This window comes from Dyadobacter sp. OTU695 (assembly GCF_038440355.1).
In the GTDB taxonomy this organism is placed as follows: domain Bacteria; phylum Bacteroidota; class Bacteroidia; order Cytophagales; family Spirosomataceae; genus Dyadobacter.
The window spans coordinates 211,286-223,526 of the sequence record NZ_JASATN010000006.1; the positions used below are offsets into that span (position 1 = coordinate 211,286).

Here is a 12,241-nt window from a genome sequence, read left to right on the forward strand (position 1 = left end):
TCAGAAGAACTGCGCCATACAATATTCGGAAGGTGGTTTTTGGGTCTTTTACACCTGTTATGACGCCGGTTGCAAGAAAAAGTAACAGAAAGAGGCTCTTTTTGATCTTGTTTTTTCCAAACGGCAGATTTTTAGCCGATCTACCGCTTACAGGTTGTTGAGAGAGAGACGAATGAGAAAATTTTACAAAAAATTGATCTCCGAATAATATTTCGGAAAGTAGATTTCTAATGGTTGTTTCTTTTCTTAAATATCAATTTTTCAAAATTATTTATATTTAATATACAAATAATACAATAATAGATTTATGTTTTATCTTTGTAGCAGGAGAAATAGATAATTGCATTTATCGAATTTGCTACAATGAAAACTAGAAATAAAACATTAGGATATTTAGTCCCCATTTTCGCGCTTTGCGTATTCATGCTGGTTATTTACGGTGCCTATGTTCCGCACAAGCCGGCCGAAATCCAGCGGGTAGTTTGTATCAAGTTTAAGCCTGGTACTACATCGCAGGAAGTTGAAAAACACTTACGCGACTTTGCGGTGATGAAAAAATCGGTGAAAGATGTCGTTGCCTATTCGGCAGGACATGTACAGAAGGCAGATAATAGCGGCGAAGAGTTTGACGTGATTCATTACCTGACTTTCCGTACGAAGGAAGCTGCCCAGGAATACACATTGAATGCCGACAGGGTAGAATTTGTGAAGGCTAACGAAGCCCACTGGGACAAAGTGTTGGAGATGAATTCCAACATTGAGAAGTAATTAATAATAGTAATAGGAGTGAAAATCTTAAAGAGAGCCGGGCATCCCGGCTCTCTTTTTATTTACGCACCTACCAGTTGATCGGGTCAAGCCCTTTGCTTTCGAGGTATTCGTTGGCTTTGCTGAAATGCTTCGTGCCAAACCAGCCTCCGCCATTGGCCGACATGGGCGAAGGGTGCTTCGCTTTCAGCACATAATGCTTCGCAGCATCTATTACGGCGCCTTTTTCCTGGGCATACCTGCCCCAGAGCATAAAAACAACATGCTGCTTTTCGTCGGAAATGCATTTGATCACCGCGTCGGTGAAACGTTCCCAGCCTTTTCCCTGGTGCGAACCGGCCGCTGCTGCCTGTACCGTCAACGTCGCATTCAGCAGCAGCACGCCTTGCTTTGCCCAGCGTTCCAGGTTACCCGACGGCGGAAACGGCTTACCCAGGTCCTGCTGGATTTCCTTAAAAATATTGATCAGGGAAGGCGGCATCCGCACACCGTCGTTCACCGAAAAACAAAGGCCGTGCGCCTGACCTGGACCGTGGTAGGGGTCCTGGCCAAGTATGACCACCTTACATTCGTCAAAGCTGCAATAATTGAAGGCGTTAAATATCTGCCTGGCGGGTGGAAATATCTGTTTGGTCTGGTATTCTTCCCTTACAAAAGTCGTGAGCGAAGCAAAATAGGGTTTCTCAAACTCGGGTGCGAGCCGCTCTTTCCACGACTGCTCAATTTTTACATCCATGCTGTTGAATTTGTTTTGAAAACCAAATTATGTGTTTTTTGATTTGGTTTTATCCGCAATTGATTACTATTTTCGTTAATGGTGAGGTGCAAACCGGTATATTTGCCATAGCTCCAATAGTCCTAATACTTTCCTACACCCTCGATCTATATGGTTTCCAAGGTTACAGATGGTGTCAAAGTTACCGTTTTGACGGAATATCAACCCGACTACTCCAATCCGGGTCAGGATCATTTTGTATTCACTTACAAGATCCTGATTGAAAACCACAGCGAACATACCGTTAAGCTATTGAGAAGGCATTGGCTGATCTACGACGCAAACGGAACGGTACGTGAAGTGGAAGGAGCAGGTATTGTAGGGCTGCAACCCGTACTGGAACCCGGCGATGTGCACGATTATGTCTCAGGCTGTAACCTTCGCACGGACATGGGCAAAATGGCTGGTACTTATCTGATGGAACGCGTGCTGGACGGCCGGCAATTCCGCGTCGTGATACCTGCATTTTCGCTTGTCGCCCCGTATCGCCTCAACTGAATCACCGGCCGGACACCGGTTTATTTTAAAATTCCACTGCATTGATTGCCGCTTATATCAAGTACCTTTTGCGCTCCGGAAACGAGCATTCGATTCACTCCCCATTTCTGTTCGAGCTGTATAACAATGTGATCGCTGTCCGCAACGATCATAATGCCGACTACGAAGCCATCCGCGCGCTGCGTAAAGAATTGCTGCGCTCCGATGAACAAATCGAAATACTGGATTTAGGCGCAGGTTCTCGCGTGAACAAATCCAATCTTCGGCCGATCAAAACGATTGCCAAAAACGCAGAGAAACCGGCCAAATTCGGAAGGCTTTTCTACCGGCTAATCCGTCGCTTTCGGCCGGCAACGATTCTTGAACTCGGCACTTCGCTTGGATTGACCACACTGTATATGTCCAAAGCAAACCCGGCCGCGCGACTGATCACTTTCGAGGGATGCCCGCAAACGGCGGAAAAGGCCCGGCAGCATTTCATGCGCGAACATGCAGATAATGTGGAAATCGTGCTGGGGAATATCGATCAGACGCTTCCCGACCGCCTCGAAGCGCTCGATCGCCCGATCGACTTTGCTTATTTTGATGCCAACCATCGCCACGAACCTACCGTCCGCTATTTTGAACAATGCCTTCCCCACATTCAGAATGGTTCGTTGTTCATTTTTGACGATATATACTGGTCTGAAGAAATGACAAAGGCCTGGGAATATATCAAGGCGCACCCACAGGTAACAGTCACGGTCGACTTGTTCTGGGTCGGGTTGGTATTCTTTCGCAGCGAGCAGGTAAAGGAAGATTTTACGCTTCGGTTCTGATATTGTACCGTTAAATATCCCGATGCCCCGTTAAATAATTGCGGAAGCAGAGCCACGCAGCGTTCATGGTAAAGTTTGTTAACTTTACCTTCCCTCGTCTCAACTTCCATGACCACAAAATCAATCCTCAATTCCCTTACGAGCAAGGGAGTTATTTCCGATCAGCAGGCCGATATTATTGCTTCTTTTGAGAGTCAAAAGGCCTTTTCCATCCACTGGGAATTACGCTCGATACTATATCTGGGCATATTGCTTTTTACCTCCGGAGCGGGGATCCTGATCTACGAAAATATCGACTCGATCGGCCATCAGGTAATTATCGCAATCATTGCGCTGATTACCGGGGGGTGTTTTTACTACACCTATAAAAACAGTCTTCCTTATTCGCACGGGCCGGTTGAAAACCCCAACAAGCTGGTCGATTATGTGCTGCTGTTAGGCTGCTCGACATTTCTGGGCCTTGAAGGCTATCTTCAATATCAATACAACCTTTTCGGCTCCCGCTACGGCCTTGCAGTCATCATTCCGACGATCATTTTCTTCCTTTGCGCTTACCGTTTCGATCACCGCGGGGCACTGTCGATGGCTATTACAGGTCTCGCGTCGTGGCTCGGTCTGACGATAGCGCCGCTTTCTGTGCTTTCCGACAATGATTTCTCTGATGGTAAACTGATTATTCCTGCCATAGCCCTCGGCTCTGTGCTCACTGCCGTCGGATGGATTTCCGAGGAGCAAAATGTCAAAAAACATTTCGCATTCACTTATATGCTCATGGGCGGGAACCTGGCGGCCATTGCGGCCCAAATCGGCTTGTTCACCCACGCGCCTAAAATACTCTACTTTGCCATCGGTATCGGGCTTTGCTATTTTTTCATCCGTCGCGCCAGACATGCGCAATCATTGCTATTTCTTCTGATGGGCACAGTATACGGTTACTGCATCATAACCTACACCATTTTCGAGAACCTTGGAGCAGACGCCGCCTTCGGCCTGGGAATCTTCTATTTCTTCTTTTCCAGCCTGGGGGTAATTTACTTTTTGTTGAACTTTAAAAAATTCCTGGGGATCAAATCCCGGGAATCAAAAAATGAAAAAGGCATATAACGAAACCTGGGTCGAAAACCTGCACCTTCAAAACAGGGTCGCCGAATGGAGATCCAAAAACTTGCTCACCGATGTCCAGCAGGCGCAGGTGGACCTACTCTTCCCGGAAAAATTCTACCGGCCCGGCATATTTGTCAAAATAGGGCTGTTCCTTTTTGGCGTGGTCGCATCTTCGTTTTTTGTGGGCTTTTTATCATTGTTTATTTATGATACCGGTTCTGAGCTCGGCTTTTCGACATTGAGCCTGATTTGCTGCGCCTGCTTCGTCTTTTCTTTGGAATATTTGATAAAAACCAAACACCTCTTCCATTCCGGCGTAGATAACGCATTGCTTTACGCAGCCGTTACGGCCGGGATGGTGCCAGTATTCCTGCTTTTTGAAAACGCGCAGCTTTGGGTCTACTGCCTGGTCGCACTTGCCATCATTATCCCGGCCACGCTGCGTTATGCCGACCTGCTCGGCCCGATCGCCATTTTCGGGTTGATCTTTACAATACTGGCGGATTTGATGATGAAATTCCCCCTTGGCAAAGCCCTCTTACCATTTGCCGTGATGATATTGTCGGCAACGATCTATCTGCTTGCCAGAAAGAACAAAGACATCTATTACCGCGAATGCCGACAGATCCTGGAAGTGCTTTCGCTGGTTACCTTTTATCTGGGAGGGAATTACCTGGTCGTAAGGGAGCTGAATGCGATGATCAGTAGCCTGAATTTGTCGGTAGCCCCGCAAATCGCGTTCGCGCCATTGTTTTACTTTTTTACGCTCATCATTCCCTTAGCATATGTATATTTTGGATTAAAAAGATCCGACCGCATCCTGTTCATTATCGGGCTGGTTGCCTTTGCATTCTCTGTTTATACCTACAAACACTATTTCAGCATATTGACCACCTCGCAGGAGCTTGTCCTGGCAGGCACGCTCATGATGACAGCGGCGATAGCGCTGATCAAATATTTGCATACTCCCCGATACGGCATCTCCGATGAGCAAAACCGCCAAAACAGCCTGGAAAACCTGCAAGCGGTTATTGCAGCACAACAACTTGGTGTTACGCCTATCAATGAACCCGGACTCGAATTCGGCGGTGGTACGTTCGGCGGCGGCGGCGCGGGCGAGGCTTATTAATTGGGCAAAAATTTGGAACTTGCAGCGGTTACATTGCCAATTACCGAAACTGACTTATGAAAAAACTGCTTGCCTTAACACTTCTAAACCTTTTTTGTTCCCAAACTTTCGCACAAACAACTGGACGCCCAAATACCAAAACGTCGGGGAATCCCGTCTTTCCAGGTTGGTATGCCGATCCGGAGGGTATTATTTTTAACAAAACCTTCTGGATTTACCCCACCTTTTCTGCGCCTTACAACAAGCAGGTGCACATGGATGCTTTTTCTTCCAAAGACCTGGTAACCTGGAATAAACACCCGAACATTATAGACACATCGGCTGTTAAATGGGCCAAACGGGCCATGTGGGCACCGTCGATCATCGAAAAAGACGGGAAATACTTTCTCTTCTTCGGGGCTAACGATATTCAGAATGACCAGGAAAACGGCGGTATCGGCGTTGCCGTTGCCGACCGTCCGGAAGGCCCGTTCAAAGATTACCTGGGCAAGCCGCTCATCGATAAGTTCCACAACGGAGCCCAACCTATCGACCAGTTTGTCTTCAAGGACAAAGACGGCCAATACTATCTTTTTTATGGTGGCTGGAAGCATTGCAATGTAGCCAAACTAAAAAACGACTTCACCGGCTTCATTCCGTTTGAAGACGGAACGACGTTTCGCGAGATAACACCAAAAGGCTATGTGGAAGGCCCCTTCATGTTTATCCGCAACGGCAAATACTATTTCATGTGGTCGGAAGGAGGCTGGACAGGCCCTGATTACTCTGTGGCCTATGCCGTAGCAGATTCTCCCTTTGGACCGTTTGAGCGTGTGGGTAAAATCCTGCAACAGGATCCCGCGGTAGCCACCGGTGCAGGACACCATTCGGTCATCCAGGTTCCGGGCAAGGATGAATGGTATATCGTTTACCACCGTCGCCCGCTGACCGAAACTGATGGAAACCATCGCGAAACTTGTATAGATGTCATGTCTTTCGACGAAAAAGGCATGATCAATCCCGTGAAGATCACGCGGGAAGGCGTCAAACCCGTTCGGTTAAAATAAAATACTAAACCCTGTGCTGAAAACCCTCTATCGAAGCGGGCTCTTTATTGGAAAAGCCGCCAGACCCCTCTTTTTATCAATTATTTTAACGCTCCTGACGGTTACTTTTGGTATCGGACAAGGCTTTGAGCCGGTACGGTTCGGTAAGCTGCCGCAAGACTACCAGCTCTACCCGCGCGATGCAGACAACAATGCAGGCGTACCCATTGCGGGTGTTGTGGACGCACCCGGCTGGAAATATGTATCGGTTCTGGTGCGCCGCAACGATCAGTCCTACCAGTACCGGAGGGCTGGTGTCCAGTATGGAGCAGACGCGAAGGGTGTATTCGGTACGGAAGCAACCATCAAGGCCGAACTTGCCAATTACGATTTCCAGATTTTTCTCTGCAAAGACCGTGATTCAACCTTGCTGGTGACCCGTTCAAAGGTAGTAAGCGGCGATGTTTACATATTGTCGGGCCAATCCAATTCTACCGGCTTTTTTGGCGAGAGCGACACGAGCATGTTTTGCCGGACTTTCGGAACGATTACCGAAAATCTGAACACTTTCCCCTATAAGGAAGCCGACACACTCTGGACGCTTTCTAATATGCATCCCTACAACAACGGGGTCGGCACGATGGGTTTTGAAATTCAAAAGCAGCTGATGGAGAAAACCGGCATCCCCAACTGTCTTATCAATGCAGGTTACCATTGGTCCTCTGCCTATTCACATTCAATACGTACTGAAAACAATCCCACCGATTTCACAACGGGTTATGGCAGGATGCTCTACCGTGCCCGCAAAGCCGGTGTCGCCGATGCGGTGAAGGGCTATATTTTCAGACAAGGTGAAAGTGAGGCGTATGGCGAAGGAGGTAATTGGGAAGGGCATTTCGATGTTTTGTACAAAAATTTAAAAAAGGACTTTAAAAGTCTGCAAAAGCTGTATGTCTTCCAGATCGATATCATCTATTGGCCGTCGCTGGTAGGAACTCTGATACGAGATTATCAGCGGCGCCTACCCGATATGTATCCCGACATTGTCAGTCTTGCGACGGTCGGTACTGCCGGTTTCGACGGTTTGCATTATAACCGCGAAGGAAATAAACAGGGGGGCAGCGAGCTTTCCCGGCTGATGCTCCGAGACTTTTACGCCTCTGCGGACACGAATAGTATCTCTTCTCCGACCCTGAAAAAGGCTTTCTACAATTCCTCTGAAAAGAAAAGCATTACGCTGGTATTCGATCGAGGGCAGCAATTGAAATACCCCGACCCTTACAAACACCCCAGCGGGCCTTTAATGGACTTGAAGGATTTTTTCTATCTGGACCATCAGGCCGGTGCGGTAACTGCCGGTAAGGCCGAAGGCAACCGTGTTATACTGGATCTGAATGCCCCACAAAACGCAGCGACGCTCAACTATCTGCCCCCTTATCTTGAAAAGGATGGCCCTTACTACCCTTTCCAGGGTCCGTACATCAGCAATGCAAGGGGTATGCGGGCATTTACATTCTTTAATGTACCTCTGGCATCCGCCCTGGACGGAACCGTCCTTCACGCGCAAAACGGCGAAAACGGCAGCGTACGGCTTTCATGGCAGCCGGTTTCAGGTGCAGAGGGCTATATTCTTGAACGCAGGTTTGGAGATACCGGCATTTTCAGCCCCGTGGCGCGGATCAGCGCAAGCACTGAATGGGATGACGAACCTGGCCAATCCGATCTTCCTATTATTTATAGGCTTGTTGCAATAAACGATGTTTCCGAATCTGCCACCCCTGCATACGCCCAGGTTGCACCGACGCTGATATTGGGCTCAGAGAAGGAGCCCGGGGCGCTTTTCGAAATATTTCCAAACCCGGCCCTGCGCGGGGAGGAAGTTACCATTAATTTTGCCCGGCCACAGACAGGAGAGATCAGTCTGATCACCCTTAAAGGCCAGTTTTTGCTGAACCGAAAAATCTCGGGCAGCTCCCAGAGCAGCTTAATAGCTCCTAAGCAAATTTCCGGAGTGCATTTGATCAGATTTAACTCCGGTGGAAAAGTGTTTACTAAAAAACTATGGATCAGATAGTTTGAACATATAATAGTAAGCGTTGTTGCCGGATGGGATTCCGGAGCGGGCAACCAGTTGCATATCTGCCCCAATGGAATTCTGGTATTTTCTAAGGCTGTTTTTGGAGTTTATACGATATTGGAATGATTTTTGCTGACCTTAGCAAAACCACCGTTTCTCTACCCCGTTTGACATTAGCCCTGAAAGGATATGCACATCAACCATTATGAGGAGCAAATAAAAGCTGAATTGACCAAATGGCAGCTCAAAATGCAGAAGCGGCCCAACTTCATTGACAGGACCTCCAAGAAATTTCAAGATAAAATCAACGATATCATTCCCGACAAAGTACACGCGGTAATCACCGGTACCATCAAACAAATGGTGCGTGGTGTGCTCACCGGGGCTGAATATACTACCACCCAAAATATCCCCGGCGCTTCGTTGGAGGAGATTGAAACAGCCGTTCGCAAGAAGATCGATTTTTACAAAAAAGCCGGCGCAGCCGAAGGCGGTATCACAGGAGCAGGCGGCTTCTGGCTCGCATTGGCCGAGTTTCCCATTCTGCTGGGCATCAAAATCAAACTTCTTTTTGAAATTGCCGCTCTGTACGGCAGGCCGGTGAACGATTACAGGGAACGGCTTTTTATACTCCATATTTTTCAACTCACGTTTTCAAGCCAAAAAGGACGGCAGGAGGTGTTTTCACAAATGATCCGGTGGGATCAGCGCAGCAAGGACCTTCCGACAGACATTCACGGGTTCGACTGGAAGACTTTCCAACAGGAATACCGGGATTACATCGACCTGGCCAAGATGGCCCAGCTGATCCCTGGCATCGGAGCTGCGGTAGGCGTGATCGTCAATTACCGGTTGCTCGATCAACTGGGTAAAAACGCGATGAACGCCTACCGTATGCGGTGGTTCGAAGAACGGATGCTAGGGGATCCCCAGGGCCTTCTGAGCATAACTGCCTGATAATTAAAGTTTAATACAATGTACCGATTGAATGAGCGCTAACAAAAAGCAATTTGTATACGGCAAAAGTCTGGATAATGCCCTACTGGCGGTTTATGATGCGTATGTTTTCTTTATCCGTTTTTTCCGCGAGGTTTTTCGGGGCAGAATGGAATTCCAGGAGATTGTCCGGCAGTGTTACGCAATCGGCAACAAGTCACTGCTGCTGATCAGTCTTACCGGGTTCATTACCGGGATGGTGTTCACCAAGCAGTCCCGGCCGTCACTATCCGAATTTGGGGCTACTTCCTGGTTGCCGTCGCTGGTTGCGATCGCAATCGTGCGCGCCCTGGCGCCTCTGGTAACCGCGCTGATCAGCGCGGGCAAGATTGGATCCAGCATCGGAGCTGAGCTGGGGTCCATGCGCGTAACAGAACAGATCGATGCCATGGAAGTATCGGCGGTAAATCCATTCAAATTCCTTGTCGTTACCCGCGTGGTGGCCTGCACGATAGCCATCCCTGTCCTGATGTTCTACTGCTCGCTGGTAAGTTTGCTGGGAGCGTTCCTGAACGTGACTTTGAACGAAGGCACAAGTTTCATCGCGTTTTTCGAGAATGCGTTCGAACAGATCACGTTTCTCGATATCTGGACGTCGGTGGCCAAAGCGGTCGCGTACGGGTTTACGATCGGGATCGTGGGCAGTTACCAGGGCTATAATGCAAGCAAAGGTACCGAAGGCGTCGGCAAGGCAGCCAACTCAGCGGTCGTAACCTCTATGTTCCTGATTTTCATCGAGGAGGTAATCATCGTACAGGTATCCAATTATTTCAGAATTTAAAATGGAACAAGATTTCAAACCCGGCGAGCCTGTGATAGAGGTGCGTGACCTTTACAAGTCATTCGGCGATCTGCATGTGTTGCAGGGCGTAGATCTGACTGTGACGAAAGGGGAAAACATGGTCGTGCTTGGCCGGTCCGGGACAGGGAAATCAGTCCTGATCAAGATCATGGTCGGTCTGCTCAAACAAGACCGGGGCGATTGTCTTGTTTTGGGAAAAGAAGTCTCCTCGCTGGAAGGCAACGAGCTGCGCGATTTGCGGTTAAAAATCGGGTTTTCTTTCCAAAATAGTGCATTGTACGATAGTATGACGGTGCGGGAAAACCTTGAATTTCCACTGGTGCGCAATATCCCCAACCTGAGCCGGTCGGAAATTAACGAGCAGGTGGAATCTGTGCTCGATGCGGTAGGTCTGCTGCAAACGATCAACCAGGTTCCAGCCGAGCTTTCAGGCGGACAGCGCAAGCGGATAGGTATTGCCCGGACGCTGATCCTGAAACCGGAAATTATGCTCTACGATGAGCCCACGGCGGGCCTGGACCCGATCACCTGCCTGGAAATCAACGAACTGATCAACGAGGTGAAGGAAAAATACCAGACCACCTCCATCATCATTACGCACGACCTAACCTGCGCACGGGCGACAGGCGACCGGATCGCGATGCTGCTCGACGGCAAGTTTCTGAAAACGGGCACTTTTGAAGAAGTATTTGATACCGACGAAGAGCGGATCAAGAGTTTTTACGATTATAATTTTATTCAGTAATAATGGCAACATCATCCAAACGATCCATTAACGTAGGCCTTTTCGTCGTGATCGGCATCCTCATTTTCGTAGTGGGGATTCTCACCGTCGGCAGCATGAAGAAAATTCTCTCTTCGACGATCACGGTCAAAGCTATTTTTGACGATGTGAACGGGCTTAAAACAGGCAACAATATCTGGTATTCCGGAGTCAAGATCGGAACCGTTAAAAGTATTCGCTTCCTGGCCAACTCCAGGGTGGAGGTGATGCTGAATATCGAAGAAAAATCGCAGGAATTTGTCCGCAAGAACGCCAAAGCCAAGGTCAGTACCGACGGTCTGATCGGTAACAAGATCATTGTCATCTATGGGGGCACGCAAAAGGTTCCATCCATTGAAGATGGGGACGAAATTGCGGTTGAAAAAATTGAGAGCACGGAAGAAATGCTGGCTGTCCTTTCGGAAAACAACAAAAACCTGCTGGGCATTACCAGCGCATTCAAAACCATCAGTAAGAATATCCTGGCCGGAAAGGGTACGGTGGGTATGCTGCTTAATGACGAGCGTCTGTACAATGACCTTGACCAGACTTTGGGCGCTATGAAAAAAGCTTCCGTCAACGCCCAGGCCTTAACCGCCTCACTGGCAGGTTATAGTGCCAAGCTCAATGAGAAAGGAGGCCTGGCCAATGACTTTGCCACCGACACTGTAATCATGAAGGACTTGCGCGGAAGCATTGCCAGGCTTAATGAAACCGTTTCGTCTGCCAACGTCATGGTTAATAACCTGAAAACTGCCAGCGCCGATCTTAACTCCAACAAAACCAGCCCATTGGGTGTTTTACTGCACGACGAAGCAACTGCCTCAAACCTGAAAGAAACGCTGAAAAACCTGGAAAGCACTACTGAGAAGCTCGATGAAAATATGACGGCGCTCCGCTCCAATTTCCTTTTCCGCAGGTACTTCCGTAAAAAAGCAAAGGAGGACGCCAAACAGCCTGTCAAAGAGGAAGTCAAAGAGCAGGAGAACCAACAATAATGTGATAGTTTTGCAGAAACCGATTATATTGTCGAAGTATATTCTTTGAATATTACCATACCAATCCCACTAATTGAGCTTCTGAAAAACTTTAACACAAACCGATGGCCTTACAACTCAACCCCGCCCTGGACCTTGCCTACATCGACCAGGCCTACGGAGAAGATCCTGTAATCCTGTACATGATTTTTGATGCATTTTTGAGCGACTCCGTCCCGCGCTGGCAAACATTGCAAGGCGCGTTGGAATCAGGGGACCTCAAAGAATCCGCCAGCATCGTCCACGGACTGAAACCGTCCTTTACCATGACCGGCCTTACGCACGTGCGGCCAAAGGTAGAAGTGCTCGAAAAGGCCATTAAAGAAAATGAATCAGGAGAAAAGCTTCTGGAAATGTATCAGCGCATTTCGACCGAGATAGAGGAATTGATCCCTATCCTGGAATCGGAATCCGAACGCTTGAAACAGCTCTAAGCAAACACTCACAGC

At 48.4% G+C, this 12,241-nt stretch carries 13 protein-coding genes; 12 read left to right on the forward strand and 1 reads right to left on the reverse strand.

From position 1 onward, the window contains the following. The first annotated feature begins 363 nt into the window (after positions 1–363). On the forward strand, positions 364–768 hold the full coding sequence (locus tag AAHB90_RS14035) for a Dabb family protein (protein ID WP_342085829.1): 405 nt from the start codon (positions 364–366) through the stop codon (positions 766–768). 70 nt (positions 769–838) lie between these two features. On the opposite strand, the gene ung is transcribed toward AAHB90_RS14035, so the two are convergent. Next, positions 839–1,504, reverse strand: coding sequence for a uracil-DNA glycosylase (ung, locus tag AAHB90_RS14040; RefSeq protein WP_342085830.1), 666 nt, complete (start codon positions 1,502–1,504; stop codon positions 839–841). Between the two features lie 150 nt (positions 1,505–1,654). Here ung and apaG point away from each other — a divergent pair, with 150 nt between their 5' ends. The 11 genes from apaG to AAHB90_RS14095 all read left to right on the forward strand — a co-directional run bounded on the left by apaG (position 1,655) and on the right by AAHB90_RS14095 (position 12,226). Beyond that, positions 1,655–2,041, forward strand: coding sequence for a Co2+/Mg2+ efflux protein ApaG (gene apaG, locus AAHB90_RS14045; protein WP_090386807.1), 387 nt, complete (start codon positions 1,655–1,657; stop codon positions 2,039–2,041). 41 nt (positions 2,042–2,082) lie between these two features. Continuing rightward, positions 2,083–2,859, forward strand: a complete 777-nt coding sequence (locus AAHB90_RS14050; RefSeq protein ID WP_342085831.1) for an O-methyltransferase — start codon at positions 2,083–2,085, stop codon at positions 2,857–2,859. 108 nt (positions 2,860–2,967) lie between these two features. Next, positions 2,968–3,963 carry a DUF2157 domain-containing protein gene (locus AAHB90_RS14055; RefSeq protein ID WP_342085832.1) on the forward strand — a complete coding sequence of 332 codons (996 nt, stop codon included), beginning with the start codon at positions 2,968–2,970 and terminating at the stop codon, positions 3,961–3,963. Further along, a complete protein-coding gene (locus AAHB90_RS14060; RefSeq protein WP_342085833.1) occupies positions 3,947–5,092 on the forward strand; it encodes a hypothetical protein in 1,146 nt (381 codons plus the stop codon). The genes AAHB90_RS14055 and AAHB90_RS14060 overlap by 17 nt, the downstream gene beginning before the upstream one ends. 56 nt (positions 5,093–5,148) lie before the next feature. Next, on the forward strand, positions 5,149–6,138 hold the full coding sequence (locus AAHB90_RS14065; RefSeq protein WP_342085834.1) for a glycoside hydrolase family 43 protein: 990 nt from the start codon (positions 5,149–5,151) through the stop codon (positions 6,136–6,138). A gap of 13 nt (positions 6,139–6,151) precedes the next feature. Beyond that, positions 6,152–8,191: a sialate O-acetylesterase gene (locus tag AAHB90_RS14070; RefSeq protein ID WP_342085835.1), complete on the forward strand. Its 2,040-nt coding sequence runs from the start codon at positions 6,152–6,154 to the stop codon at positions 8,189–8,191. 192 nt (positions 8,192–8,383) lie between these two features. Further along, on the forward strand, positions 8,384–9,151 hold the full coding sequence (locus AAHB90_RS14075; protein WP_446717902.1) for an EcsC family protein: 768 nt from the start codon (positions 8,384–8,386) through the stop codon (positions 9,149–9,151). Between the two features lie 31 nt (positions 9,152–9,182). Next, positions 9,183–9,971 (forward strand): MlaE family ABC transporter permease, encoded by a 789-nt coding sequence (locus AAHB90_RS14080; RefSeq protein WP_342085836.1) that lies wholly within the window; start codon positions 9,183–9,185, stop codon positions 9,969–9,971. A gap of 1 nt (position 9,972) precedes the next feature. Continuing rightward, positions 9,973–10,737, forward strand: a complete 765-nt coding sequence (locus AAHB90_RS14085; protein WP_342085837.1) for an ABC transporter ATP-binding protein — start codon at positions 9,973–9,975, stop codon at positions 10,735–10,737. A gap of 2 nt (positions 10,738–10,739) precedes the next feature. After that, positions 10,740–11,753 (forward strand): MlaD family protein, encoded by a 1,014-nt coding sequence (locus AAHB90_RS14090; RefSeq protein ID WP_342085838.1) that lies wholly within the window; start codon positions 10,740–10,742, stop codon positions 11,751–11,753. 104 nt (positions 11,754–11,857) lie between these two features. Continuing rightward, positions 11,858–12,226, forward strand: coding sequence for an Hpt domain-containing protein (locus AAHB90_RS14095; protein ID WP_342085839.1), 369 nt, complete (start codon positions 11,858–11,860; stop codon positions 12,224–12,226). Positions 12,227–12,241: the final 15 nt, after the last annotated feature.

Bases quoted from the DNA above. Each gene is read 5' to 3' on its own strand.
- AAHB90_RS14035 (WP_342085829.1), top strand. From the start codon at position 364: ATGAAAACTAGAAATAAAACATTAGGATATTTAGTCCCCATTTTCGCG.
- ung (WP_342085830.1), bottom strand. From the start codon at position 1,504: ATGGATGTAAAAATTGAGCAGTCGTGGAAAGAGCGGCTCGCACCCGAG.
- apaG (WP_090386807.1), top strand. From the start codon at position 1,655: ATGGTTTCCAAGGTTACAGATGGTGTCAAAGTTACCGTTTTGACGGAA.
- AAHB90_RS14055 (WP_342085832.1), top strand. From the start codon at position 2,968: ATGACCACAAAATCAATCCTCAATTCCCTTACGAGCAAGGGAGTTATT.
- AAHB90_RS14060 (WP_342085833.1), top strand. From the start codon at position 3,947: ATGAAAAAGGCATATAACGAAACCTGGGTCGAAAACCTGCACCTTCAA.
- AAHB90_RS14065 (WP_342085834.1), top strand. From the start codon at position 5,149: ATGAAAAAACTGCTTGCCTTAACACTTCTAAACCTTTTTTGTTCCCAA.
- AAHB90_RS14075 (WP_446717902.1), top strand. From the start codon at position 8,384: ATGCACATCAACCATTATGAGGAGCAAATAAAAGCTGAATTGACCAAA.
- AAHB90_RS14080 (WP_342085836.1), top strand. From the start codon at position 9,183: ATGAGCGCTAACAAAAAGCAATTTGTATACGGCAAAAGTCTGGATAAT.
- AAHB90_RS14085 (WP_342085837.1), top strand. From the start codon at position 9,973: ATGGAACAAGATTTCAAACCCGGCGAGCCTGTGATAGAGGTGCGTGAC.
- AAHB90_RS14090 (WP_342085838.1), top strand. From the start codon at position 10,740: ATGGCAACATCATCCAAACGATCCATTAACGTAGGCCTTTTCGTCGTG.
- AAHB90_RS14095 (WP_342085839.1), top strand. From the start codon at position 11,858: ATGGCCTTACAACTCAACCCCGCCCTGGACCTTGCCTACATCGACCAG.